This is a genomic window from Nocardia cyriacigeorgica, assembly GCF_010858045.1.
GTDB lineage: Bacteria > Actinomycetota > Actinomycetes > Mycobacteriales > Mycobacteriaceae > Nocardia > Nocardia cyriacigeorgica_E.
Window position 1 is genome coordinate 213,710 of the sequence record NZ_JAAGVC010000006.1, and the last position, 25,044, is coordinate 238,753.

The following is a 25,044-nucleotide window of genomic DNA, read 5'->3' on the forward strand; positions in this document are numbered from 1 at the left end:
TCAATCGGGTAATTGCCGCATCTCGAGCAGGGTGAGCCCGAGGTTGTCGATGCGCGCGAGGATGGTGCGCATCGCGGTCGGTCCGGTCAGCGGCCCGTACAGCACGGTCGTGCCCTGTCGATGTCGCCCTGGGGTGAGTTCGGGGAAGGCGGCCAGCGCGCGTTCGGACAGCTCCCCGTCCAGGATGAACTCGTAGCGGATCGGCATCGGGGCGCGGCCTCCCTCCGTATGTGCTGTCCTCCCCTGGCGGATTCATCGACTACCGCCCCGAGTGTGGTCGGACCGGGCACAGGTGGCCTCATCCCTTGCGGGTGAACTCCGATCAGAGCAGTCCGCTGCGGCGGGCCTCGGCGAGCACGTCGGTGCGGGAATTGACGCCGAGCTTGGCGTAGATGCCGCGCAGATGCGTTTTCACGGTATTGATCGAGACCCCCAGATCGGCCGCGATCTGCTGGGTGGTGCGGCCCGACGGCAATTGTCCCAAAATGCGCTGTTGGGTCTCGGTGAGCGCGGGATGCCGGTGCGCACGGGCGGCGGCCGGATTGTGCCGGACGAAATCCACGAAATCCTCGTCGGGGCCGAAACTTCCGGCGAATTCATCCAATTGCTTCAGTACACCGGGAACGTCGAGAAACGGTCGCGCGATCTGGTCGGCTGCGGCGATGCGGACCGCGGATTTCAGTGCCTCGATCGACTTGGTCGCATTACCGAGCTCGGCGTGGGCGCAGGAGCACAGCAACCATGCGGCGACCGCCTGCACCGGATGCGGCTCGCTGGTCGCGAGCAGTGGCTCGACCAGCCCGATCACGGTTTTGGACCGATGCGCCGCGACGGCGACCGCCGCGGTGGCGACGACGGTTTCCGGGATCTCGCCGAGCACGGCCCTGGCCTGCTCGGTGAGCAGATGCGCGGTGCGCGGTTCCTGCACATGCAGCAGCACCCAGACCACATGCGGGATCAGCCCACCGCTGATCGCCGCCGACGGATGGGTACCGAGCATGTCGATGGTGGCGCTGCGGAGCAGATCGGCGGTCGGGCGGCGGTCGGCGGCGCTGTCGAAAGCGGCCAGTGTGCCGACGATCTGGGCCGGCAGCCCACCGGCAGGCGCGGTCTGCCCGTCGATGCCGGCGGATTCGGTCAGCAGGCCGATGGCGAGGCCGGACTCCGGCACCTCCCCTTGGAGGTAGGCGCCGAACACCTCGAGCGCGACCGCGTGCGCGGCGTCGGGGGTGTGGGTGAGCTGGTATTCGCGGGCGAGGGCGATCGCCCGGCCGGCGCGGCGGCGCATGGCGGTAATGGCTCCCGTGCGGCCGGAGGCCGTGGCCAGCCGGGTGACGGCGCGCAGATGCAGTCGCGGATGGCCGGAGGACTGCGCGAGGGCCAGCGCGGCCCGCATGCGCTCCTCGCCCACGGCGACGTTGTCGCCCATGATCTGGACGGTGGCCGCGGCGATGGCGAGATAGCACTGCACCTCCGGCGGCTGCACCGGGGTCGGTGGCGGTGGCACCAGCGCGGTGGCGGAGTCCGCGGTGGCCACCCCGATCTCCGCGTCCACCGCGTCGATGAGTGCGTCCACCACCTCGGGCTCGGCCAGCGAGGCACTGGGTCCTGGTCGGCCGCCCAATGCCTCTCGGAAGGCCACCGCCGCGGCGAGATCGCCACTGAGCAGGGCATCGATGGCGCGCAACAGCAGGAGGAACGGGTCGTCGAGCACCGCCGAACCCGCGCGCCGCAGCGCATCGAACACTGCGGGCCCGCCGCCGGCGATGACCTCCGACACCCCGTGCGCGGACAGGAATTCCAGCAGATGGCGTGGTTCGGACACCTCGGTCAGCTGCGCCCATGCCTGTGTGGATTCGCCCGCGGCCAGCAGCGACTGCGCGGTGCGCACTCGCAGGTCGTCGTGGTATCCCGCGCCGAGCCGGTTCACCTCGGCCAGGAAATAGCCGCGCAGGAACGGGTGATAGGCGTACCAGACCCTGCCCTCGCGCACCTTCGCGGTGAGCGGATAACTGATCCGCTCGAGTTCGTGCAGCCAGTACGCGGCCCCGCCGCCGACCAGTTCGTCGGCCATCCGTTCGGTGAACTCCACCGGCATGCTGGTCTGGGTGAGGAACTGGCGCAGGGCGGGCGCCAACGCGTCGATCAGTTCACCCGCCAGGAGGTCGGAGATGGAATTGGGCATCCGGGCGAGCACGGCGAGCGCGGTGCGGTAATCGCCCGGATGGGCGGCCAGGTAGATCGCCGCGATCCGGATCAGCGCCGCCCAGCCGTGGGTGAGCTCCATCAGCGTGGCCAGTTCGGCGTCGGCCAGCTCGCACCCGTGCTCCAGGCACAGCCGCGCGGCATCATCGGCGGAGAGCGCGAGTTCCTCAGCGCCCCAGCGGGCCAGCCGCGACTCGAGCTCGAGCAGATGCCACCGGATCGGCGGGTCGAAACGCGCGCAGAGCACCACCGCGACCCGCGACGGAAGATGCCGTAGGAAGTACTCCAGACCGGCAAGGGTCATCGGGTCGGTGATCAGATGGGCGTCGTCGATGACGACCACGGCCCGCCGGCCGGATCGCTCGAGATCGGCCACGAGTTCGGTGGCCCGGGCGACCGGTGTCCGCAGCGCCGCCGCCACCGGCGGCGCCAAGCCGAGCCGGGCGCGCAGGTCGGCCCACAGTCCGTCCAGTGTGTAGCGCTGCTCGGTGATCGTCACCCAGGCCATCGTTGGTGTGCCGGGCAGGCTCCGCGCCGTCCGTGCGGTCCAGTCGGCGAGCAGGACGGTCTTACCGCTGCCGACCGGAGAGCAAATCAACAGCACACGGCCGGTCCCGGTGCTGGCGAATTCATCCAGCTGATAAAGCAGCGCTGGCCGTGGAATAGGCGTGAACGGCAAGGAAGGAATGTCCGAGGTGGCCGCTACGGGCTCGGCATGATGGTGCGTATCGAGGTCGTTCGAACCAGCCATCAGGCCTCCGATGCGACAAGGTGCAACCCACTAGCTTCGGACCACTGCTCGCGCTGGAGTTTACCGGAACGTTGCCCTTTCAAATTTGCCGTGCCGATTTCGATTCCGCATCATCCCATGACCGTATGAACATTTCCGGCGCACAGCAGCGGGCCCACCGTCGGCGGCAGCGGCGGCGGGCCCGGTGCGGAGGCTGTTATGGCGTGACGATCGGGAACCGCGGATCCGGCGTGTCGAGCAGCCCGACCAGAGTGGACAGCACCGCATGGTCGCCGTCGAACGCGACGCCCTCGCTCTTGCCGAGCACCAGGTTCACCAGCTGCGGTTTGGTCATGGTCAGCGTCAGGTCCGCCGAACCCCGCAAGGGCGCATCGTCGGTTCCGGTGCGGTGGGTGAGCGCACCGTTGGAGAGGGTCAGCCGGACGACGCGATTCTCATCGGTCAGCTTCCAGTCCATGGTGAACCCGCTCTCGGCGGCCCGCGGGCCGTCGACGCGCACCGCCAGCGAGTCGATGAGCATGTCCACCGTGAGCGCGGACATCATCTCCGGGTCGGACGTCTGAACCGGCGTGGCTGTCACCCCCTGCCGCAATTCCTGTGCACCGACCAGGAAGAAATTGCGCCACGTTCCGTTCTCCGCACCGTATCCCAGCTTCTCGTACACCGCGGCCAGTGCCTGCTTCGCCGAATCGTTGCCGGGCTCGGCGAACACCGCGTGATCGAGCAGGGTGGCGGCGAAACGCAGATCCCCGGCCTCGGCATAGTCCCTGGCCTTGGCGAGCACGGCATCCACACCGCCGTAATCGGCGACATATCGCTTGGCGAGTTCTTCCGGCGGATGTTGCCACAGGTGCGCGGGATTGCCATCGAACCAACCCATATAGCGCTGGTAGATCGCCTTCACATTGTGGTTCAGCGAACCGTAGTAGCCACGGTTCGCCCAGGCCCGGTCGAGCACGGGGGGCAATGAGAGCGTTTCGGCGATCTCGGTGCCGGTCAGGCCGCGATTGGTCAACCGAAGGGTCTGATCGTGCATGTAGGCGTACATATCCCGCTGCACGGCCAGCAGCTCGATCCAGCTCTCGCTACCCCAGGTGGGCCAATGATGCGAGGCGAAGGCGACATCGGCCTTGTCGCCGAACAACGCTATGGCCTCGTCCAGATAGCGCGCCCAGACGCGACTGTCCCGCACCAGCGCCCCACGCAGCGTCAGGATGTTGTGCATATTGTGGGTGGAGTTCTCGGCCATGCACAGCGCGCGCCGATCCGGGAACAGGAAGTTCATCTCGGCCGGTGCTTCCGTGCCGGGGGTGAGCTGGAAGACCATCCGCACCCCGTCGATCTCCTCGACCTGGCCGGTACGGGTGATATCGACCGTCGGCGCGATCAGCGTGACGGTGCCGAGCGAGGTCGTCATGCCGAGGCCGCAGCCGATCTGGCCATCCGGCGCTTTGTCCAGGCCGGCGCCGTACATGTAGATCGCACGCCGGGTCATGGCGTTGCCCGCGTAGACGTTCTCGCTGACCGCGTGTTCCAGAAAACCACTGGGCGCCAACACCGGCACCGGCGCGTGCCCCTCCGGCACCACCCCGCGCGCACCACCGAAATGGTCGACGTGCGAGTGGGTGTAGATCAAGCCCGTCACCGGACGATCGCCCCGGCATTTGCGGTACAGCGCCAAGGCGGCCGCGGCGGTCTCCGTCGAGATCAGCGGGTCGATGACGATGACGCCCGTACGGCCCTCGATCAACGTCATGTTGGACAGGTCGACGTTGCGGACCTGGTAGATGCCCTCGGTGACCTCGAACAGCCCCTGCTTGTTACATAGTTGGCCCTGCCGCCACAGACTCGGGTTCGCCGTCGGCGGGCATTCGCCGGACAGGAACTTGTAGGCGCCGTTGTCCCAGATCATCCGGCCGTCGGTGGCGCGCAGCTCGGTCGATTCCAGCGCCTCGATGAAACCGCGGTCGGCATTATCGAAGTCGGTGGTGTCGTCGAAGTCCAGATGTGTGGTCATGCGTAGTCACCTCGAATGTGTGAATGGATGCCCGTTCCGCAATTCGCCTGTGCCCGAAGCGTTATCCGTACGGATCTCCGGCATTCTCAGGCGAGCGCCTTGGCTTTCAGCTGATCGAACTCGGCCTGCGAAATCGTGCCGTCCTCCAGCAGTTTGCGCGCATCGGCGATCTGCGCCGCCGGACTGGTGCCCGCGGTTTCCCTGATGTATCGCTGCTGCGCCGCCTGAGCTTCATCGATCGCCGCCGCCTGCCGCTCCGACATCCCCTTACCCCGCACGATGAGATACACCAGCGAGGTGAGCAGCGGGAAGATGAACAGCAACACGATCCACGCCGCCTTCGCCCATCCCGAGGTCTGCCGGTCCCGGAACAGGTCGCCGATGATGAAGAACAGCATCAGCAGGTACGCGATGAACGCGAAACTCACCACGATCAACCAGAGCACTTCCCACACCGACATCCTCGAACCCCGATCCTGTCGAGCTCCGGCCACGCCGGCCGGCAGCGAATGCTTCGGACGCTAGTGACAGCGAGCGGTCGCGCGGTTCACCCGTCCCGGGTGAAATGCGTCCGGTGCCGCGGTCACCGCAGGTCGACGATTCCGCGGACGGTGAACAGCGCACCGAAACCGAAGAGCACGGCCAGCGACAGCACCCTGGTGTTGCGGATCATCCAGATCTGCAGGGCGTCGAGCCACTGCTGGGCGCGCTCACCCAGCACCACGAACACACCGATCGGCACGAGGAAATCCAGCGACGCGGCGAACAGCAGCAGGAGCGTGGCCAGCAGTGCCGCGCCCGGGCTCGCGTCCGAGCTGGAGATCGCGGCCATACCCGACATCATCAGGAACAGATTGGGGTTGATCACCGCCAGCGCGATGCCGATCACGAAGGCCCGGCGCGGGCCGCTGGACTGCAGTTCCCGCAACATCTTCGGCGGCTCGTCACCGGCGCGCCGGGAGACCGGTTTACGCAACCAGATCCACGCGCCGGTGAGCAGGAACAGCACACCGACCACCAGTCCCGTCCCGTGCGAGACGCCCTTCGAGGTGGCACCCGGATCGGAAGCACCGCCCAGCAGCGCCGACAGCGCGATCAGCGCGTACACCGTGCAGAACGCGCCGCCGAAGGCCAGCGCATTGCGGACCGGTTGTCGCGAATGCAGCAGCAGGATGCATCCGGCGATCGCGCCCGGCGTGACGACCAGCCCGGTCATCTCCGGCAGCAGCACCAGCAGCAGCTCGCCCATTGTCGGCTCCTCCGTCCGGGACAACCGCGGGAGCTCACGCTATCGGGAAGGCGCGGGCAGTGACGTCATTCGTTGCGGGTGAAAGCGCTAGTCGCCGGGTGTGCGGGAGCGCAGCCGGGCCTCGGCGTAGGCAGCCAGCGTCGACTCCCCGACCGTCGGTGTGGCCGGGAAGAACTCCAGCCGCACGCCCTGCCGGTCGAGCAGATCGTCGGTCCAGAAATCGCGCACGCGCGGGTCGACGCCGCTGAGATACAGTGCGCCGCCCACCTCGTCGAGACGGCGCACATAATCGGCGACGACCGCGAGGAACGTCGCGCTCACCGTGGTGCGCCCGCGCAGCCGCAGGATCACCGTCGGCGCATCCGCGCCCTTCGGGTCCGGCAGCCGCGCCTGCAATGTGCGTGCGCCGGCATAGAACAGGCTCCCGTACACATCGAGGATCACGATCTGGCGGTCGCTGAGCCGCCGCGGCGCCGGCTCTTCCACCAGGTGCCTACCGTCGACGCGCAGCCGCACCACCTTCAGATCCATCGCTTCCCGGTTCAGCTGCAAGATCAGCGACAGCGCGACGCCGATCCCCACCGCCGTGGTGACCGGCAGCAGCAGCGTCGCAAGGAAGGTGGCCGCGAGGGCGATGCGCGAGGTGGAGCCGCTGCTCCAGATGGCCGAGAGCCGTACCGGATCCATCGCGCCGAAGGCCGCCATGATGAGGACCGCGGCCAGCGTCGGCATCGGAACCGCACCGACCAGTGGGGCGAACACCACCAGAATGCCGAGCATCCATACGCCGGACCAGATCGCGCCCCACCTGGTGCGCGCGCCGGCCGTGGCATTGAGTGCCGTCTGCCCGACCGATCCACCGACCGGCATGCCGCGAAACAGGGCCGCGGCGATATTGCCGACGCCCTGGGCGGTGAAATCGCGATCGGGTTCGGAATGCGAGCCATCCGGATTCGGCACCGACTGCGCCACCCCGGCACCCTGCACCAGCACGATCACCGTCACCGCTGCCGCGCCGGCCATCAGTGACGGCGACAGCACCGTCGGGTCCGGCAGCTGCGGCAGCGGAAATCCCGTCGGTATGGCGCCGACATCCGAGACCCTGGCCACCGAGTCCCAGTCGGCCACCAGCACCAGCAGCGTGGGCAGAATCAGCGCCACCGGCGATCCGAGCACACGCAGGCGGGTACGGGCCATGCCGGCCAGCAGCCCGAACGCCAGCAGCCCGATCACCGATGACGCGATATCGATCTGGCCGGGATGGGTGAGGACGTGTATCGCCTTGCCCACCGCGAGCTCGGCGTCCGCGCTGACACCGGTGAGCTGGGCCAGCTGCCCGAACACGATATTCGCCGAGATACCGAGCAGGAACCCGGTCATCACCGAATGCGAGACGAAGCGGGTATAGCGTCCCAGCCGCAGCACCGCCGCGACGATCATGGTGATGCCCGAGATCATCGTCAGCATGGTCAACGCGGCGGGCCGGTCTTCCGGTGCCACGCCCACCAGCGCCGATCCAGCGGCAAGGGCCGAGGCACTCGTCGCCGTCACCACCATCAGCCGAGTACTGGTCGACAGGCTCCCGAACAGCCGTCCCGCCATACTCGCGTACAGCCCGTGTACCGGACTCACCCCCGCCAGCACTCCCGCCGCCATCCCGTCCGGAACGCTGCCGATCGCACCCGACAACCCCGCGACCACATCCGATTTCCGCATGCGCTCGCGGGGCAGCAGATCCCGCAACCGCTGCGGTAGCCTCCGCACGATTCAGTGGCTCCCGTGGCACATGGTCGGCTCCTTCCGCAGTGCCGCCGCTCGACTGTCACCCGACCCGGGGACGTCGCACATCACCCGCCGCGGGTGACCCGGACGCAACGATGGCACCCGTCGTCGTGAGCGTCTCTCACCGGATCGGCGGCCCGTTGTGGGCTGCCGCGTGCTCGCGGCCACCACCGACGATTGAGACTCTCACCACTGATGACCCCACCGAGACGGACTCTACCCGTACGGGAGGGTAGGGTTCAGCCGTCGCGAGCCGCTCATGCCCGTCAACGCCGACGGTGCCGCGTTTCGGCGGCTGCGCACATCATGCGAACTTGTCCGCGAGCGCCTGCTACCGCTGTCCGGCCGGCCGCCTCGACCCGTTTTGGAGTCCCGATGCCTACACCTGTGCCCACCGTGCGAAACACCGAGGGTTCGGTGCTCGCCGCGCTGCGCAGCCCGCGGTTGTTGCGCACCGAGGTACTCGCAGGCCTGGTGGTGGCGCTGGCGTTGATCCCGGAGGCGATCTCGTTCTCCATCATCGCCGGGGTCGATCCTCGGGTCGGGTTGTTCGCCTCGTTCACGATGGCCGTCACGATCGCCATCGTCGGTGGACGGCGGGCCATGATCTCGGCGGCTACCGGGGCGGTCGCGCTGGTGATCGCGCCGGTGGTGCGCGAGCACGGGCTCGATTACCTGATCGCGACGGTGATCTCGGCTGGCGTGTTGCAGATCGTGTTGAGCGTGGTCGGGGTGGCCAAGCTGATGCGGTTCATTCCACGCAGCGTGATGGTCGGGTTCGTCAACGCGCTGGCCATCCTGATCTTCCTGGCGCAGATACCGCATCTGCTCGGGGTGCCGTGGCTGGTGTATCCGATGGTCGCGGTGGGGCTGGTAATCATCGTGGTGCTGCCGAAACTCACCACCGTCGTTCCGGCGCCGCTGGTGGCGATCGTGGCACTGACCGCGGCGACGATCGTTTTCGCGTTGGATGTGCCGAATGTCGGCGACGAGGGCGAACTGCCATCGAGCCTGCCGGCACTGCTGGTCCCGAATGTGCCGTTGACGGTGGAGACGCTGAAGATCATCGCGCCGTACGCGTTGGCGATGGCCTTGGTCGGGCTGCTCGAATCGCTGATGACCGCCAAGCTGGTCGACGACATCACCGACAGCCACTCCGACAAGACCCGCGAGGGCTGGGGCCAGGGAGTGGCCAATATCGTCACCGGCTTCTTCGGCGGTATGGGCGGATGCGCGATGATCGGCCAGACCATGATCAATGTGAAGGTCTCCGGTGCGCGCACCCGGATCTCGACCTTCCTGGCCGGCGCCTTCCTGCTGGTCCTGGTGGTAGGACTGGGTGATGTCGTCGCGTTGATCCCGATGGCGGCCTTGGTCGCGGTCATGATCATGGTGTCGGTCGGCACCATGGACTGGCATTCGATCGCACCGAAGACGTTGCGCCGCATGCCGATCGCGGAGACCACCGTGATGGTGGTGACCGTCGCGGTCACCGTGGCCACCCACAACCTGGCCTACGGCGTCATCGTCGGCGTGCTCACCGCCATGGTCGCGTTCGCGCATCGGGTCGCGCATTTCACCGACGTGACCGAGGTAGGCGACACCGACGACGACACTCGGGTGTACAAGGTGCGCGGCGAGTTGTTCTTCGCCTCCAGCAACGACCTCGTCTACCAATTCGACTACCTCGGCGATCCGCGGAATATCGTGATCGATATGTCCGAAGCCCATATCTGGGACGCCTCCACCGTCGCCACCCTCGACGCGATCACCACCAAGTACGCGAGCAAGGGCAAGAACGTCGAGATCATCGGCCTGAACGAAGCCTCCGAGCAGCGCCGTGAGCGCCTGTCCGGCCATCTCGCCGGAGCCCATTGAGATGAGCGAGACCACCGCCCGCGCGCACCTGCAGATCGGGCAGGTCGCCGAACGAACCGAATTGTCCATCAAGACCATTCGCCACTACGACGAGGTGGGCCTGGTGACCCCGTCGGCGCGCAGCGCCGGCGGGTTCCGCCTCTACACCGCCGAGGACGTCACCCGCCTGCTGGTGATCCGCCGGATGAAGCCGCTGGGCTTCACCCTGGCCGAGATGAAGGAACTGCTCGACGCGCTGGACACCCTCGCCGACCCGGAATCGGGGCGCGAGCAGCGGGCCCTGGCCACCGGGACCGTGCACGAGCTCAGGGCCAAGGCCGAAGACAGCTGCGCGAAACTACGCCGCCAGCTCGCCTACGCCGAGGAGTTCACCGAGCTGCTCAGCGCTCGCATCGAGCAGTAGCCAGCCGAGCCCCGCTCGCACCCTGTTGCCCGGAGAGGCCAGCGGGCGTCTCGCCCAGCTCGCATTGCCGGAATCAGCGGGCAACGCCACCGCAAGCGAGGGCCAGGACCGAATCGCCGATTTTCCGTCGAACACGGGGGCGAGGTCCCCGGAATGCTGAACACTGGAGATGTTCGGACGGCGCGGCGAGAGGAACCGGAATGCGGCCGAAGGTGGCGGTCATCGGGAGTGGTTTCGGGGGGCTGGCCGCGGTGATCGAGTTGAAGAAGCGGGGCTTCGACGACATCGTCGTGTTCGAGAAGGGCGACGATGTGGGCGGGGTGTGGCGGGAGAACACCTATCCGGGAGCGGCCTGCGATGTGCCCTCACCGTTCTATTCGTTCTCCTTCGAGCCGAATCCGCGCTGGCCGCACCGGTTCTCCCGGCAGCCGGCGATTCTGGATTATATGCGCGACGTCGCCGACAAGTACGACGTGCGCCGCCACATCCGATTCGGGATCGAGGTGCTCGGCGCGGCGTTCGACGACGCGACCGGGCGGTGGACGGTGCGGTTGAGCACCGGCGATGCGGTCACCGCCGACGTGGTGGTGTCCGCGGTCGGGCAGCTGGCGCGGCCGTCGCTACCGGAGATCGCCGGGCGCGAGCGATTCGCGGGCGCGAGCTTCCACTCCGCGCGGTGGCGCCACGACGTCGACCTGACCGGCAAGCGGGTGGCGGTGATCGGCACCGGCGCCAGCGCCATCCAATTCGTCCCGCAGATCCAGCCGCTGGTCGAGCGGCTGACGGTCTTCCAGCGCACCGCGCCCTATATCGTTCCGCGCCCGGACCGGGAATTCTCCCCGCTGCACCACAAGGTCTTCGAGAAGGCGCCGGTGACCGAACTCGGCGAGCGGGTCACCTGGTACGCCGTGGTCGAGGGGCTCAGCGTCGCATGGGTCTACGCCAAACCGCTGGCCGCCGCGATCCGAGGGGTCGCCAAGTGGCATATGCGCAGGCAGACCAAGACGAAGCCGGGATTGTTCGAGAAGGTGTGGCCGGACTATCCGGTGGGCTGCAAGCGCATCCTGTTCTCCGACGACTACCTGCCCGCCCTGACCCAGCCCAATGCCGAGCTGTGCACCGAACGCATCAGCGAGATCACGCCATCGGGCGTGCGCACCGCCGACGGGGTCGAGCACGAGTCCGATGTGATCATCTGGGGCACCGGTTTCACGGCCACCGAGTTCCTCGCCCCGATGACCATCACCGGAGCCGGTGGCCGCGACCTGCACGAGGAGTGGAAGGACGGCGCCCGCGCCTACTACGGCATGACAGTGCCGGGCTTCCCGAATCTGTTCATCATGTACGGGCCCAACACCAATACCGGCGGCGGCTCGATCATCTACTTCCTCGAGGCGCAGGCGAAATACCTGGCCGACTACGTGGATCACCTGGGCCGAGCCGGGGCCCCGCTGGCGGTGCGCCCCGAGGTCGAGCAGGCCTTCGACGAGCGGATCCAGGGCGAGCTCTCCGGCAGCGTGTGGAGCCGCTGCTCGTCCTGGTACCGCCAGCCCGACGGCCGCATCACCACCAACTGGCCGTTGCTCGGGATCCAGTACAAGGCGCAGGCGAAGTTCGATCCCGCCGATTTCGAGGTCGTGTCCTGATCCCCGCGTCGACCGACCTGATCAGATGGTGCCGGTGAGGATCGGCGCCACGGCCGCGCGCGCCAGCCGTTCCACGGCCGCCGGATCGGTGAGGTCGACGGCGAAGCTCGGCGCGGCGAGGTAGCCGATCATCAGGTGGACCAGCGCGTCGGCCTGCGCGTCCGGATCGCGGACCGGGATCTTCCCGTCGGCCTGCGCTTTGGCGATATTGGCGCGAACGGCCTTGTAGCCGAGGGAGATCGGTGACGGGTCGCCGTGGCCGAGGGCCTGCAGCAGCTCGGCCCTGCGTACCTGGTCCGCGTCCCGGAACAGGATGTGATCGCCGAGGCCAAGACCGGCGATGAAGCCGATGACCACCTGCTCGGTGGGGTCGGTGACGACGGTGAATCGTTCGGCGAGATCGTCGAGGAAGCGGCCCATATCGCGGGCGAGGGCGCGCTCGAAGAGCTGATCCTTGCTGGCGTAGCGGCGAAACAGGGTGGTGCGGCCGACGCCGGATTCGGCGGCGATGTCGTCCATGGTGGCCTCGCGGGTGCCGCGGCGGGCCAGCACCCGCAGGGCGGCGTCGAGGACCTTGGCGTCGGTGTCGTCGCCGCCGGGCACCGCGCCGAGCACCTGGGTCATGGCACGACTGAGCAGGCTCGGCAGCGGCGCACCCGGTCTGGTCACGGCATCAATATTGACACGTGGAACTACTAACCGTCTAATAGTCCCACGGAACTATTGGGCACCCAGTAGTTCCATCAACGTCAAGACAAGGTGGTGACCGACGTGGGTCGTGTTCCCCGCGTGCTGCGGCAGGCACGTAACCAGGCGCGGGCGGTGCGGCAGCTCACCGACGCCGTGCTCGGCAATCCGCGCATCCTGCGCGATCTCGCGGCCGGCGCGCTCGGCCGTGCCGGATCACCGGAGCCCACGCCGATCGACGTCGACCACGTTCCTCCCGCCGGTCTCGCGGAGTTCGACAAACGCGCGCACGCCGCCACGCACCTCGACGCCCCGGCGGAGACGGTCGCGGCCTATCTCACCGACCCCGCCCGTTTCCCCGAATGGCTCACCATGCATGCCGCCTTCCGCGGCGAGACACCGACGGGTGCGTACGCCGGACTGGAATTCGGCCAGCAGGTGAAGTTCATGGGCCTGCCCGCCGATATCGCCTGGACGGTCGTCTCCGCCGAGCCCACCGCCATCGCCTTACGCGGTCGCGGTCCGATGGGCCTGACGCTCGGATTCTGGTTGACGGTCCATTCCGACGGCGCGGGCGCGCTCGCCTGCTTCGACGCCGGACTGTCCGGGCAGCCCGTCGAAGGCCCGCTGGGCGCGTCGCTGGTGCGCACCCTGTCCGAGGCCTTGCGCGAGTCGCTGGACCGGGTGCCGGACCGGGTGGCGGCGGCCGGGCCGCTGGCCACTCGCCGAACCGCGAAGCCCGTGGTGCACACGGCTTCCGGCCGGACACTGGCACCGAATACTCCCGTCCTCGTTGGCGCCGGCCAGTTCGTCTCGCACACCCCGGACACCGCCGCCGACCCGGCCACGCTCGCGGCCAAGGCACTGCGCATCGCCGCGGCCGATACCGGGGCGAGCGCAGGCGAGAGCCTGCTCACCCGCGCGGATGCGGTGTTCTCGGTCGCCAGCGCCTCCTGGCAGTACCGCGACATGGGGGCGCTGGTAGCCGCGGCGGTCGGCGCCCGCGAGGTCGACACCGTGCAGTCGTCGAGGTACGGCGGCGATGGCGGTCAGCTACTGATCAATGAAGCGGCCCAAGCCATTTCCGACGGCACCTACGAGATGGTGCTGGTCACCGGCGCCGAAGCCGGCGCCACCCTGGCTGCCGCGCAACGCTCCGGCGCCGAGATCGACTGGCCGGAACAAGGTCCGGAGACGCAGCCGACCCGCACGGCGGGCATCGATCGCGAAGCCAACAACGCCGCCGAGATCGCTGCCGGGCTGGGCGCGCCGATCTATATGTACGCGCTCATGGAATCTGCCAACCGGCATCGCCTCGGCCGGGAACCGAAGCAGCATCTGCGCGCGATCGGCGAGCTGTGGTCGCGGATGTCGGCCATCGGGGCGCGCAACCCGAATGCCTGGCTGCCGCAGGAATTCACCGGCGACGAACTCACCACGCCGTCGTCCGACAATCGGATGGTCTCGGCGCCCTACACCAAACTGCTGTGCGCCAATCTCCAGGTGGATATGGCGGCGGGCCTGGTGCTGTGCAGCGTCGCGGCGGCCGAAGCGGCGGGCATCGCGCAGGACAAGTGGATTTTCCTGCATGCGGGGGCATCGGCGCACGACGAGTGGTTCGTCTCCGAACGCGCGGAACTGGCCGCCTCTCCGGCGATTCGTACCATCGGCGCCGCCGCGCTCGAGCACGCAGGTATCGGTATCGACCAGATCGGACCGGTCGACCTGTACTCCTGTTTCCCGGTGGCGGTGCAGATCGCGGCCCGCGAACTCGGCCTGCCGGACGACGATCCGGCCCGGCCGCTGTCGGTGACCGGCGGGCTGACCTTCGGCGGCGGACCCGGCAACAACTACGGAACCCATGCCGTCGCCACCATGGTGGAGCAGCTGCGCGCGCATCCCGACACGTTCGGGCTGAGTACCTCGCTCGGCTGGTATGTCACCAAGCACGCGATCGGCGTCTACTCGGCGACGCCGCCGCGGCAGGCGTATGCGCATCTACGGCCGATCGTCGACCATCCACCGGCGCGCCCGGTCCGGCAAGGCTATGAAGGGCAGGCCGTCGTCGAGGCCTATACCCTGCCGTATGACCGGGACGGCCGCCCCGAAGCCGCCATCCTGAGCCTGCTCACCCCCGAGGGTGCTCGAGTTCTGCTGCGGCGCAAGGAATCCGGACTGCTCGATCTGCTCGCCGATACCGATGCGCTCGGACTGCCCGTCACCGTGCGCGGCGAGCAGATCACCATCGACGGCGACCGCCCCATCGAGTTGCCCGCCCCTCCCCCGCCTCCGGTGCTGGTGGAGCGGCGCGGCCCGATCATGATCCTCACTCTGAACCGGCCAGCGGTCCGCAATGCGGTCAACCACGCCATGGCCGTCGCGCTGGAACGCGCCTGCGACGCGTTCGACGCCGACCCCGCCCTGCGAGTCGCGGTACTCACCGGGGCCGACGGCTATTTCAGTTCCGGCATGGACCTCAAAGCCATGGCCGGCGGTGAAGCACCGTTGACCGAAGGCCGCGGACCCCTCGGGCTGACCGGGAAGCCGCCGCGTAAACCGCTCATCGCCGCTGTCGAGGGTCCCGCACTGGCCGGCGGCTGCGAACTCGCGCTGGCCGCGGATCTCATCGTGGCGGCCCGCGATGCGCAGTTCGGCATACCCGAACCGAAACGTGGCCTGATCGCCGCGGCGGGCGGTGTGCTGCGATTGCGGGAGCGGTTGCCCCGCAATATCGCCATGGAACTCGCGCTCACCGGCGATCCCATGCCTGCCACCACACTGGCCGAATTCGGTCTGATCAACGCGATCACCGAGCCGGGCGACGCCTTGGACGCCGCGCTGGCCCTCGCCGAACGGATCGCCGTCAACGCTCCGCTGAGCGTGCTCGGCAGCAAACAGATCATCGAGGAGGCCGGCGACTGGGACCGCGGCGAGGCCTTCGACCGGCAATCCGACATCGCCTCCACCGCCCTGTTCTCCGAGGACGCGGCCGAGGGCGTGCGCGCGTTCACCGAGAAGCGCGATCCGATCTGGAAGGGCCGCTGATCGGCGCTCAGGCCTCGAACAGCAGGTAGAGCCCGGTGAAGGTGAAACCGACCATCACCAGCATGAGGGCGAGCTGTCCGGTCAGCCGGTGCCGTGGCGGCAACAACCGCAGGCAGCGGTCGTGGGCGGCGGCGACGCCGAGGATATGGCCGGTGAGCACGGCGAGCACCTTAATGGTCGCGAGCACCGAGGGGTGGCTGGACAGGATGTAGTGCACCTCGAGGTCGGCCAGGCCGGCGAGGTTCCAGCCGCGCCCGAACGGGTCGGCACACAGAATCAGCGTCGCCTGTCCCTTCTCCACCAGGAAGGTCAGGTAGTGGGCGATGATGTAACCCGCGACGATCGGGGTCAGGCTGTGCGCGAGCAGGATCGGCAACCTCGCGCGCTGCTCGCGGGTGAGCCCGCCGGTGGCTCGGGTCGCGAGCTCGAAGACCGCCCAGACCACCAAGATGAACCCGAGCAGCCCGGCCGTCCGTAGCAGCGTGGTGATCAGGGTGGAGTCGCCGCCCACCTCGATGAGCAGATCGCGCCAGCCGGGGAACATCGAAAAGCTGTCGAACGCCGTCGACCCCAAGAGGGTGGCGGCGACGGCGACCGAGCCGAGCAGCGCCGGCGTCCCCGCCAGATTGTTCAGCGGCCACCGAAACACCGGCGCCGCGTCCGCACCCCGCGCCAGCGGGCTCAGGCGGGCGAGCAGACTGCTGTAGACCTCGAGCGGGTCCGCACGCTCGGCCCACACGGTGCCGAAGACCACCAGCCCCACTGTGTTCAGCACCAGATAGCCGGTGAACCAGATGGTCACCGCGAGTACCGAACCCGGCTCCGGTGACGCCAGCTCCAGCCAGACGAAACTGAACAGCAGCACCGCGGCCGGCCGGTACCCCCAGGACTCCGGATACCGGAGCAACCCCTGGCCGGGCGCCCGGCCGGTGCACCGGCACAGCAGCCGGTGCGCGGCCCGCGGCGGCGACACCACCTTCCACACCGGCCCGAACACCAGCGAGGCCACCGGCACACCCACCCAGACGAAGATGTAGACGATGCCGGGCACCGGATTGTCCGCCGGATGCTGCGAGCCGGCGAATCCGGCCGCGACGACTCCGGCGGCGCCGATCAATCCGGCCGCGGCCAGCAGCGTCCGGGCCACCGTCGAATCGAGCACAGTGCGCGCGGCCCCGGGCAGCCGGATACCCGGCGAATCCGGGTCCAGCCGGGGTTCCCGCCATGCGAAGGCCAGCACCGCGAACGAGAACGTCAACGCCCAGGCCGCGCCGATCAGCGCGTACGACAGCGGGATCGGCAGATCGGTCGCGCCGGAGATCCCGTGCGCGAGCACATCGCTCACGGGCGGACGTCCACCGTCGCCACCGTGCGGTGCGATCCGTGCAGTTCGATCTCGACCCGGCCGGGCACCTCGACGGTGAAGGCGAAGCGCTGACCGGCTCCCGGCACCACCGCGAAGGTGTGCTCCGGAGTGGCGTGCACATGCAGCTCTTCCTCGGTGTCACTGTCGACGACCACTTCGATGGGCCGTCCCACCGTGGCATCCAATCGGGCGTTCACGGGCGTCACCGAACCGTCGGCGATGCGCACCTCGATCACGAGAGCATCCGCGGCGGCCGAATCGGTGGCCGAGGCGGCCGTCGGCTGCGCTGGGGCCGAGGTGGTCTGCTCCGGTGTGGACGAACAGGCCAGCATGGTGGCGCCTGCCATCAGCGTCAGCGCGCAATACCGCAGGGTGCGGCTCATCGAGGCTCCTCCTCATCAGGCGAATGATGTTGCGTTGGCGTGGTTTCCGGCCCGTTCTCGCGTTTCTCCGCGCGGCGATCGCGCACCGCGATGAACACGATGATGCCGACCACCACGAACGCGGGGGCGAAGGCCGGGACGGCGAGCAGCACCGAATGGTCGGCCAGCACGTCCACCCGGTCGACGGCCGCGATCATCCTCCGCGCACCGGACTCGGCTGCGGCGCCGCCGCCAGGTAGCGGTCGTTGATCCGGGCCGCACCCCACGACAGCGAGCCGATCAGGATCAGGCTGCACAGCAGCACCAGCAGCGAGGCGGCGCCGAACAACCACGCCGGATGGTCGAAGGAACGTTCGCGCTGCAACACGGTGATCTCGGCGACGAAGTCACGGGTGAACTCCGGCGGCGCCGCGACCTCGGCCGCACCGATACCCGGGTCCTCGGGCATGAAGATCGGCAGCGCGGTCTGCATCCGCCCGTCCTGCACCCGCAGCACCGTCTTCCAGGTGCCGTGCGCCGGAACGGGTTCGGTGGATTCGTAGTGACCTTCGCCGACCCGACGCAACTGATCGACAACGAGGCCACGGCCCGGACTATCCGAGCCGACGCCCCCCTGCCAGGACAGGATCTGCACCCATTCGGGATCGTCGCCGACGAGGTCGGTCGGGCTGAAGCGGATATCGGCGGTCACCATGCGCCCGCCGTCGACCGGTTCGGCCTCGCGCAACGTCACCGTGGCCTTCGCGTTCTCGGGTACCTCGATGATCAGCCCGTTCGCGGTGGCGGCGGCGACGATCAGCACCGCGGCGACCATCAACCCACGACGCACCGGCGGACGCGGCAGCACCTCACCGCGCAGCACGATGCCCAACAGCGCACCGACCACACCGCCGGCCACGCCCGTCGGTACCGCCATCGCGAGCAGCTCCGGCCACATGGACGCGGGCCACGGATCGACGAACATCGCCGACACCCACAGCGATTCCAGCCAGATGCCGATGGTCGCCACCGCGAACCCGGTCAGCGCACCCCACCACACCCGCTGCTTGAGCAACGGCAGCAAGGCCATCAGCTCCACCACGACCGCGGCGCCGAGATACAGCGGGAACACATTGCGCGGCGCATCGATGATCGGGCCGCCGACGAGGTAGGCGACCACCCCGCGCACCAGCACGGCGAAGGCGACCACGACGAACGTGCTGAACGCGCCGAGCGTGATGCGGGCCGCGACGAGGGTAATGGTGGCCGCGGCGACGAGGAGCATGGGCTGCAATACCAGCCGGAACTGCTCGACGCCGAAATCGTATTCGACCGGAAACACCGACAAACCGATGATCAAGCCGCCGAAGGCGAACGCGCGCAACAGCCAGTTCACCCGGTTGTCCGCACGTTCGGGATCGGGCCGGTTGCGCGAGCCCTCGAATTCCAGCAGCAGCACACCGACCAGGGACAGACCCGCACCGCCGATCAGCATCAGATGGGTCGGGCCCCACAGCGTGACGTCCTGGCCGAACAGCCGGTGCCAGATGTCATCGAGCGGGAACCCGATCAGCGCGTACAGACCCGCGCCGGCGATGAGGATGCCGCCGACGGGCGCGTACCAGGTGCGGGTGATGCGCACGGACGCCACGCCGGGCTTCTCGTCCAGCGGCAGCACGATGGCCAGCATGCCCGCGGTGAACAGGAAGAACAGCCCCGCGAGGATGAAGTAGTGCGCGGGGTTGGCCAGCGGACCTTCGTCCCGGCCGTTGCCGATGTGCAGGCTGACGTCCCAGATGAAGCCGAGCAGCGCGGTGAGGATGGTGGCCAGGAACATCACGATCGGCAGGGCCACCCAGCCGGGCCGGTTCACCAGGGCGCCGACGCGGTCGGCCAGTGAGCCGAGCCAGGTGATGCGGCGAGTGCGATGCAGGTATCCCACCCACAGCAGCACCAGGGCGATGACTCCGGCGGAGCCGGTCATGATCGCGACCTGGTCGAGCGCCGCGCCGCCACCTTCGGCGCCCTGTGCGGACAGTCCGCCTGCCACATCGTGCATCGCGCCGGACACGAAGACCTCCCACTGCAATGAGTCAACACTCGTCTCGAATGAATGTTACGGACAGTACTACATAACTTCCGTTGTCGGCACAGCTACGTCCTCGCGCAGTTGGCCGACGGTTTTCGACTACATCCACTGCCATACCCAGATCGCATCGCCACACACGACGCGAACGTGGTCCCACCATTTCAGAGCACAACCGTTCACCCACTGACTGTGACGCCCATCTCATTACGGCCGTCTGGATTCGCACCGTACCCCGCCGACCGGGCGGCCCGCCGGTTTCTCCGCCGCGAAACCGGACAACCCGTCAGAGACGACACGACCGCAACCCCGAAGGAGGACTCATGGTTTCTCAGGACACGATCGCGCAGCTGCGCCAGGACATCACCACCGCCGAGGACGCGGGTGACACCTCGACCGCGAACCGGCTGCGCGTCGAATTGGAGAAGGCGCTCAATGCCGAGGCCGAGGAAGGCGACGACACCCAGTAGGCAGGATCGGCCCCGCCCCCGGCGATCTCGTGTCAGCCGGTGACGATGGGCACCAGATACGTGCGCGCGAAATCGCGCATCTGCTCGTCGGTGTCGAGCGGAATCGAGCCGACCGGCTGCAGGATCAGCGAATGCACGAACCGGCAGGCGATCTCCACCCGGGTGCTCAGCTCGGGTGAATCCGGGAGCAGGCCGCGCTCGACCGCCTGCCGCACCGCCGCGACGCCCGCGGCGGTCGACACGGTGAACGCCGCGCCGCCTTCGGTGGTCAGTTGCGGCAGCAGCCGATCGGACTCCACCGTGAGCATCCGCTGCACCAGCGGATGCGCGCGCCAGCGGGTGACAACGGTGACGAAGATGTCGGCGACGAGGTCGGCCAGCGTGTCGTTACGCGCGGCGACGTCGTCGAGTTCGGTGAGCACGGCGTTCACCTCGCGCAGCGCCACCGCACGCACGACGTCGTCGCGGGAACCGATGCGGCGGTAGACGGTCACCCGATCCACGCCCGCCTTGCGGGCGATGTCCTCGATGGTCGTCTTCTTGATGCCGAGCTCACCGAATTGCGCCAGGGCGGCGTCGAGGATCCGCGATTCGATCGAATCGGTGTCGTCCCTGCTGGCAGCCGCTGTGGTCACAGCTCCCAAACTAGCAACCCGGCACGGCAGTGCAACATTCTGTGGCGATTTGTTGCTGCAACATTGCAAAGCTATTTGTTGCACTGTACGGTCGGCGCATGGCGGAAATCGACGCAACGAGGCGTCCGTACCAGGAAGAAGCGCACGCGATCCACGCCCGCGACGTGCACTTCGACTTCGAGTCGGTGCCCATGCACTACATCCCCGACGAGGTACTGGCCACCCACATCGTCAACGTGATGCACCTGGTGCTGCCCGAAGGCGAACGCGCGATGGCGATGGCCTTGGCCGAGGCACTCCCCCATATCGACGACCCTCGGCTACGTGAAGAAGTGCAGGGCTTCGTCGGCCAGGAGACGATGCATGCCAGCAGCCACGAAGGCGCCCGCAAGCATCTGCAATCGCTCGGCCTCGACGCCGAGGGCTACGTGCAGGCGGTGTCCTGGCTGGTCGATCGGGTGCTCGGCGATCACGGCCTGACCGGGCGGGCCAAGCGTGCCTGGCTGCGCGAACGGCTCGGATTGTTCGCCGGGATGGAGCACTTCACCGCGGTGATCGGCGAATGGCTGCTCGAAGCGCAGGTACTCGAGCAGAAGGGCATGCACCCGACGATGCTCGACCTGGTCCGCTGGCACGGCGCCGAGGAGGTCGAGCATCGCAGTGTCGTCTTCGACGCCTACATGCATCTGGACGGCGGCTATGCCCGGCGGGCGCGCACCGCGCTGCTGGCCACCGCGACCCTGCTGCCGCTGTTCATCGTGTCGACGGCGTACCTGTATCGCAAGGATCCCTCACCCGACAAGGGCCGGTTCTGGCCGCTGCAATTCGTCAGCGCGACCGCGCGTGGCGTGATACCGAGCTGGACGGTGTTCTTCACCGAGATGCCCCGGTATCTGCGGCCGAGTTTCCACCCCTCGCAGTTGGGCTCGATGGACAACGCGTTGCGCTACCTGGCCCATTCGCCGGCCGCCCGTACCGCGCACGCTCCCGAAGGCGACGAGCACCTGGTGGCGTGGTGATGGTGATCGATCGTCCCGCTCCCCCGGCGAGCCTTCGGGTGCTCGCCACAGCCGTCGACGTGTACAAACACCTGTTCGTCGCCGGGCCCGCGGCTCCCCTGCTGTCCCGGCCGAAGCCGGTGCGGCGCAGTGGCTTCGAACTGGCCATGGTCGTCGCGTCGAGCACCTCGGCGGCCGAGGACGTGCGCGTGCTCACACTCCGTGCCACCGGCGGTGGTCCGCTCCCGAGGTGGACACCGGGCTCGCACCTGGACCTCGTCCTGCCGTCGGGCAGGCAACGCCAGTACTCCCTCTGCGGCGATCCCGCCGACCGGTACTCCTACCGGATCGCGGTGCGCCGTCTCCCCGACGGCGGCGGCGGTTCGGTCGAAATCCACGACACCCTGCGCGCCGGTGACACCATCCGGGTGCGCGGGCCACGCAATGCGTTCAGCTTCGTCGACGCGCCCTCGTATCTGTTTCTCGCCGCCGGTATCGGCATCACCCCGATCCTGCCGATGGCGAAGGCGGCGGGAGCGCGCGGACAGCTCATCTATCTGGGCCGGTCGCGCTCGACGATGCCCTTCCTCGACGAGTTGCCCACGACCGCCGAGGTCCTGCCCGACGACGAATACGGCAGCCCGCGCATCGCGGAGCTGATCGCCCGCGCCGCACCGGGTGCGGCGGTGTACGTCTGCGGCCCGCCGCCGGTCCTGGCCGAAGCCCAGCGCGCCTTCTTCGACCTGAACCCCACCGGTTCGCTGCATACCGAACGCTTTTCGGCCCTGCCGGTGCGCGACGGTAAGCCCTTCGATCTCACCCTCGCCCGCACCGGGACGACGGTGCGCGTCGACGCGGCGGAAACCGCGCTCACCGCCATCGCGCGCGCTGTCCCCGATGTCCTCTATTCCTGCCGGCAGGGCTTCTGCGGGACCTGCAAGGTGTCGGTGTTGTCCGGCGCGGTCGATCACCGTGACCGGCTGCTCACCGCCACCGAGCGCGAGGACCGGATGCTCACCTGCGTCTCCCGTGCCGCGGGCCACTCGCTCGTGATCGATCTGTGAAGCCCATGGCCCCGAGTACTCGACGCACGCGCGTCTCGACCCACCCCGACGAGGAGTCCCCTGCGATGTCCAGCATCGAGCACACCCCCATCGCCATCGTCGGCGCCGGATTCGGCGGAATCGGGCTCGCCATCAAGCTGCGGGAGGCCGGTTTCCACGATCTGGTGGTGCTCGAACGCGCCGGCGATCTCGGCGGCACCTGGCAGGCCAACACCTATCCCGGCTGCGCCTGCGATGTCCCCTCGCATCTGTACAGCTACTCGTTCGCACCGAATCCGCGCTGGTCGCGCACCTACGGCAAACAGCGGGAGATCCTCGAGTACCTGCGCTCGGTGGCCACCGAACACGATGTGGTGCGCCATATCCGATTCGACACCGAACTGACCGGAGCGCGCTGGGACGAGCAGCGTGCGCAGTGGCACATCGATACCTCGCGCGGCCCGCTCACCGCGGACTTCCTGATCTCGGCGGCGGGAGTGTTCGCCGAGGCGAAGTACCCGTCGCTGCCGGGGCTGGAATCGTTCGAGGGCACGGCCTTTCATTCCCTGCATTGGGACCATGAGCACGATCTGACCGGTGAGCGGGTCGCGGTCATCGGCACCGGCGCGTCCGCGGTGCAGTTCATCCCGGAGATCCAGCCGAAGGTCGGCAGGCTGACCGTCTTCCAGCGTTCGGCGCCGTGGATCGTGCCGCGCATGGACCGGCGCACCGTCGCGCTGGAGCGGATGATCTTGGACCGGGTGCCGCTGGCGCAGAAGGCCATCCGCGGCACCTGGTACACCCTGATCGAGGGCTTCGGCTTGGTCGGATTCGTGGACAACCGTTTCCGTCATCCCTATGAGCTGCTGGGGCGGGTGCAGTTGCGACGTCAGATCCGGGACCCGGAACTGCGCAAGAAGGTGACCCCCGATTACATGATCGGCTGCAAACGCGCCATCTTCTCCGACGCGTATCTGCCGGCGCTCGACCAGCCGAACGTCGATGTGGTCACCGATCCGATCGCCGAGGTCAGGCCGCGTTCCATCGTCACCTGGGCGGGTGCGGAGATCCCGGTGGACACCATCATCTACGGCACCGGATTCGACCCCATTCCCTCCGTCTTCGAGCGGTTCGTCGGGCGCAAGGGCCGATCCATCGCCGACCTGTATCACCGGCGTCCCCAGTCCTATCTCGGTACCGCCCTCGCCGAATTCCCGAACTTCTTCGCGACCCTCGCACCGTTCGGGGCGGCGGGCAATCAGTCCGCGATCTACATGATCGAATCGCAGATCACCTACATCGTGGATGCGTTGACCACGATGCGCGACAGCGGCGCACGGCGGGTGGAGGTGCGCCGACACGTCCAGGACGCGTTCGTTCGCGAGATGGCCGAGCGCAGCGCGTCGACGGTGTGGCTGACGGGTGGGTGCACCAGCTACTACACCACCCCCGACGGCGGCAATGCCGGGCTCTACCCCAACTGGAGTTTCGAATACCGGCGCCGCACCAGCAAATTCGACGCGCAGTCCTATGAGGTGACCCTGTGATCAGCCAACTGCTCAGCCCCTTCACCGGTCGCGACAGCTACCGGGTCGCCGGCCGGACCGCGCTCATCACCGGCGCCGGCCAGGGCATCGGGCTGGAGCTGGCCGAGATTCTCTACGCCCGTGGCGCGTCGGTGGTGCTGGTGGATATCGACGAGGCGGCGGCACAGGCGGCGGCCCGCGCGCTCGGTCCACGGGCGCTCGCGCTCGGCGCCGACGTCGCGGACCGGGACCGGATGGCCGAGGTCGTGGATCGCGCGATCGGGCATTTCGGGGCACTCGACGTCGTCGTCGCCAACGCCGGAGTGACCCCGGCACCCGCGACCGTGCGCACGATGGATCCTCGCGAATTCGATCGCGTCATGGGGATCAACCTGACCGGGGTGTTCAATACCGTGCATCCGGCTCTCGATGCGGTGATCGCATCGAAAGGCCATGTGGTCGTGGTGTCCTCCTGTGCGGCGTTCGCGCCGGGCATGGGCGGATCGCCGTACATGATGAGCAAGGCGGCCGTCGAACAGTTCGGCCGCGCACTGCGCGTCGAACTCGCCGCCGTCGGCGCCAGCGCGGGCATCGCCTACTTCGGGGTGGTCGAGACCGCGATGACCCACGACATGCTCGACGCCGACGAACTCGGCATCGAACTCGACGCCATGCTCCCCTGGCCCCTCAACGTCCGCATCACCGCCGAACAGGCCGCCCGCACCATCGCCGACGGCATCTCCCGCCGCGCCGCCCGCACCATCGCCCCCGCCGGCTGGGAGCCCTACGCCCTGCTCCGCGGCGCGGTGAACATCGTCCTGGACAGCCGCCTGGCCGCCGACCCGAAGGTGCACGGGCTGATCCGCCGGCTCGAACAGCGTCGATAGCGCGGCTG

The 25,044-nt window shown here is 68.3% G+C and carries 21 protein-coding genes; 9 read left to right on the forward strand and 12 right to left on the reverse strand.

Features of this window, described 5'->3' with window-relative positions:
• The 6 genes from GV790_RS08740 to GV790_RS08765 form a co-directional block, all read right to left on the reverse strand.
• Positions 1-207 carry a hypothetical protein gene (locus GV790_RS08740; RefSeq protein ID WP_014350714.1) on the reverse strand — a complete coding sequence of 69 codons (207 nt, stop codon included), beginning with the start codon at positions 205-207 and terminating at the stop codon, positions 1-3.
• A 115-nt stretch (positions 208-322) separates the two neighbouring features.
• Positions 323-2,809, reverse strand: coding sequence for a LuxR C-terminal-related transcriptional regulator (locus GV790_RS08745; protein WP_163812369.1), 2,487 nt, complete (start codon positions 2,807-2,809; stop codon positions 323-325).
• A 343-nt stretch (positions 2,810-3,152) separates the two neighbouring features.
• Positions 3,153-4,973 carry an alkyl/aryl-sulfatase gene (locus tag GV790_RS08750; RefSeq protein ID WP_163812371.1) on the reverse strand — a complete coding sequence of 607 codons (1,821 nt, stop codon included), beginning with the start codon at positions 4,971-4,973 and terminating at the stop codon, positions 3,153-3,155.
• An 86-nt stretch (positions 4,974-5,059) separates the two neighbouring features.
• Complete coding sequence (locus tag GV790_RS08755; protein ID WP_163812373.1) at positions 5,060-5,434, reverse strand: SHOCT domain-containing protein; 375 nt, start codon at positions 5,432-5,434, stop codon at positions 5,060-5,062.
• A 122-nt stretch (positions 5,435-5,556) separates the two neighbouring features.
• Positions 5,557-6,222 carry a GAP family protein gene (locus tag GV790_RS08760; RefSeq protein WP_163812375.1) on the reverse strand — a complete coding sequence of 222 codons (666 nt, stop codon included), beginning with the start codon at positions 6,220-6,222 and terminating at the stop codon, positions 5,557-5,559.
• 87 nt (positions 6,223-6,309) lie between these two features.
• Positions 6,310-7,986, reverse strand: coding sequence for a SulP family inorganic anion transporter (locus GV790_RS08765; RefSeq protein ID WP_163812377.1), 1,677 nt, complete (start codon positions 7,984-7,986; stop codon positions 6,310-6,312).
• A 393-nt stretch (positions 7,987-8,379) separates the two neighbouring features.
• On the opposite strand from GV790_RS08765, the gene GV790_RS08770 reads away from it, so the two are divergent.
• From GV790_RS08770 to GV790_RS08780, 3 genes are all read left to right on the forward strand, one after another.
• Positions 8,380-9,882, forward strand: a complete 1,503-nt coding sequence (locus GV790_RS08770) for a SulP family inorganic anion transporter (protein WP_163812379.1) — start codon at positions 8,380-8,382, stop codon at positions 9,880-9,882.
• 1 nt (position 9,883) lies between these two features.
• Positions 9,884-10,285, forward strand: a complete 402-nt coding sequence (locus tag GV790_RS08775) for a MerR family transcriptional regulator (RefSeq protein WP_163812382.1) — start codon at positions 9,884-9,886, stop codon at positions 10,283-10,285.
• Positions 10,286-10,485: 200 nt separating this feature from the next.
• A complete protein-coding gene (locus GV790_RS08780) occupies positions 10,486-11,931 on the forward strand; it encodes a flavin-containing monooxygenase (protein ID WP_163812385.1) in 1,446 nt (481 codons plus the stop codon).
• A 21-nt stretch (positions 11,932-11,952) separates the two neighbouring features.
• On the opposite strand, the gene GV790_RS08785 is transcribed toward GV790_RS08780, so the two are convergent.
• The gene (locus tag GV790_RS08785) at positions 11,953-12,600 is read right to left on the reverse strand and encodes a TetR/AcrR family transcriptional regulator (RefSeq protein ID WP_163812387.1); all 648 of its coding nucleotides are present in this window, start codon (positions 12,598-12,600) and stop codon (positions 11,953-11,955) included.
• 102 nt (positions 12,601-12,702) lie between these two features.
• Between GV790_RS08785 and GV790_RS08790 the strand changes: the two genes are divergently transcribed.
• Positions 12,703-15,663 (forward strand): crotonase/enoyl-CoA hydratase family protein, encoded by a 2,961-nt coding sequence (locus tag GV790_RS08790; RefSeq protein WP_163812389.1) that lies wholly within the window; start codon positions 12,703-12,705, stop codon positions 15,661-15,663.
• A gap of 7 nt (positions 15,664-15,670) precedes the next feature.
• Here the strand turns inward: GV790_RS08790 and GV790_RS08795 are convergent, their stop codons facing one another.
• From GV790_RS08795 to GV790_RS08810, 4 genes are read right to left on the reverse strand one after another with little or no spacing between them, the layout of a single operon-like run.
• A complete protein-coding gene (locus GV790_RS08795) occupies positions 15,671-17,008 on the reverse strand; it encodes a hypothetical protein (protein WP_163812391.1) in 1,338 nt (445 codons plus the stop codon).
• Complete coding sequence (locus GV790_RS08800; protein ID WP_163812393.1) at positions 17,005-17,412, reverse strand: hypothetical protein; 408 nt, start codon at positions 17,410-17,412, stop codon at positions 17,005-17,007. Before GV790_RS08800 ends, GV790_RS08795 begins: the two co-directional genes overlap by 4 nt.
• On the reverse strand, positions 17,409-17,609 hold the full coding sequence (locus tag GV790_RS08805) for a hypothetical protein (RefSeq protein WP_163812395.1): 201 nt from the start codon (positions 17,607-17,609) through the stop codon (positions 17,409-17,411). Before GV790_RS08805 ends, GV790_RS08800 begins: the two co-directional genes overlap by 4 nt.
• Complete coding sequence (locus GV790_RS08810) at positions 17,606-19,450, reverse strand: hypothetical protein (protein WP_163812508.1); 1,845 nt, start codon at positions 19,448-19,450, stop codon at positions 17,606-17,608. Before GV790_RS08810 ends, GV790_RS08805 begins: the two co-directional genes overlap by 4 nt.
• Positions 19,451-19,800: 350 nt before the next feature.
• Here GV790_RS08810 and GV790_RS08815 point away from each other — a divergent pair, with 350 nt between their 5' ends.
• Complete coding sequence (locus GV790_RS08815; RefSeq protein WP_163812398.1) at positions 19,801-19,947, forward strand: hypothetical protein; 147 nt, start codon at positions 19,801-19,803, stop codon at positions 19,945-19,947.
• A 32-nt stretch (positions 19,948-19,979) separates the two neighbouring features.
• On the opposite strand, the gene GV790_RS08820 is transcribed toward GV790_RS08815, so the two are convergent.
• Positions 19,980-20,582 (reverse strand): TetR/AcrR family transcriptional regulator, encoded by a 603-nt coding sequence (locus GV790_RS08820; RefSeq protein WP_163812400.1) that lies wholly within the window; start codon positions 20,580-20,582, stop codon positions 19,980-19,982.
• 98 nt (positions 20,583-20,680) lie between these two features.
• On the opposite strand from GV790_RS08820, the gene GV790_RS08825 reads away from it, so the two are divergent.
• From GV790_RS08825 to GV790_RS08840, 4 genes are all read left to right on the forward strand, one after another.
• Positions 20,681-21,601, forward strand: coding sequence for a metal-dependent hydrolase (locus tag GV790_RS08825; protein WP_163812404.1), 921 nt, complete (start codon positions 20,681-20,683; stop codon positions 21,599-21,601).
• Positions 21,601-22,644: a PDR/VanB family oxidoreductase gene (locus GV790_RS08830; RefSeq protein ID WP_163812406.1), complete on the forward strand. Its 1,044-nt coding sequence runs from the start codon at positions 21,601-21,603 to the stop codon at positions 22,642-22,644. Before GV790_RS08825 ends, GV790_RS08830 begins: the two co-directional genes overlap by 1 nt.
• Before the next feature lie 65 nt (positions 22,645-22,709).
• Positions 22,710-24,170 (forward strand): flavin-containing monooxygenase, encoded by a 1,461-nt coding sequence (locus GV790_RS08835; protein WP_163812408.1) that lies wholly within the window; start codon positions 22,710-22,712, stop codon positions 24,168-24,170.
• Positions 24,170-25,036 carry a short-chain dehydrogenase/reductase gene (locus GV790_RS08840; RefSeq protein WP_175585837.1) on the forward strand — a complete coding sequence of 289 codons (867 nt, stop codon included), beginning with the start codon at positions 24,170-24,172 and terminating at the stop codon, positions 25,034-25,036. Before GV790_RS08835 ends, GV790_RS08840 begins: the two co-directional genes overlap by 1 nt.
• Positions 25,037-25,044: the final 8 nt, after the last annotated feature.

What these genes read in the sequence shown, in the direction of transcription:
- GV790_RS08740 (WP_014350714.1), bottom strand. Translation starts at nt 207, where the DNA reads ATGCCGATCCGCTACGAGTTCATCCTGGACGGGGAGCTGTCCGAACGC.
- GV790_RS08750 (WP_163812371.1), bottom strand. Translation starts at nt 4,973, where the DNA reads ATGACCACACATCTGGACTTCGACGACACCACCGACTTCGATAATGCC.
- GV790_RS08755 (WP_163812373.1), bottom strand. Translation starts at nt 5,434, where the DNA reads ATGTCGGTGTGGGAAGTGCTCTGGTTGATCGTGGTGAGTTTCGCGTTC.
- GV790_RS08760 (WP_163812375.1), bottom strand. Translation starts at nt 6,222, where the DNA reads ATGGGCGAGCTGCTGCTGGTGCTGCTGCCGGAGATGACCGGGCTGGTC.
- GV790_RS08770 (WP_163812379.1), top strand. Translation starts at nt 8,380, where the DNA reads ATGCCTACACCTGTGCCCACCGTGCGAAACACCGAGGGTTCGGTGCTC.
- GV790_RS08775 (WP_163812382.1), top strand. Translation starts at nt 9,884, where the DNA reads ATGAGCGAGACCACCGCCCGCGCGCACCTGCAGATCGGGCAGGTCGCC.
- GV790_RS08780 (WP_163812385.1), top strand. Translation starts at nt 10,486, where the DNA reads ATGCGGCCGAAGGTGGCGGTCATCGGGAGTGGTTTCGGGGGGCTGGCC.
- GV790_RS08800 (WP_163812393.1), bottom strand. Translation starts at nt 17,412, where the DNA reads ATGAGCCGCACCCTGCGGTATTGCGCGCTGACGCTGATGGCAGGCGCC.
- GV790_RS08805 (WP_163812395.1), bottom strand. Translation starts at nt 17,609, where the DNA reads ATGATCGCGGCCGTCGACCGGGTGGACGTGCTGGCCGACCATTCGGTG.
- GV790_RS08810 (WP_163812508.1), bottom strand. Translation starts at nt 19,450, where the DNA reads ATGCACGATGTGGCAGGCGGACTGTCCGCACAGGGCGCCGAAGGTGGC.
- GV790_RS08815 (WP_163812398.1), top strand. Translation starts at nt 19,801, where the DNA reads ATGGTTTCTCAGGACACGATCGCGCAGCTGCGCCAGGACATCACCACC.
- GV790_RS08825 (WP_163812404.1), top strand. Translation starts at nt 20,681, where the DNA reads ATGGCGGAAATCGACGCAACGAGGCGTCCGTACCAGGAAGAAGCGCAC.
- GV790_RS08830 (WP_163812406.1), top strand. Translation starts at nt 21,601, where the DNA reads ATGGTGATCGATCGTCCCGCTCCCCCGGCGAGCCTTCGGGTGCTCGCC.
- GV790_RS08835 (WP_163812408.1), top strand. Translation starts at nt 22,710, where the DNA reads ATGTCCAGCATCGAGCACACCCCCATCGCCATCGTCGGCGCCGGATTC.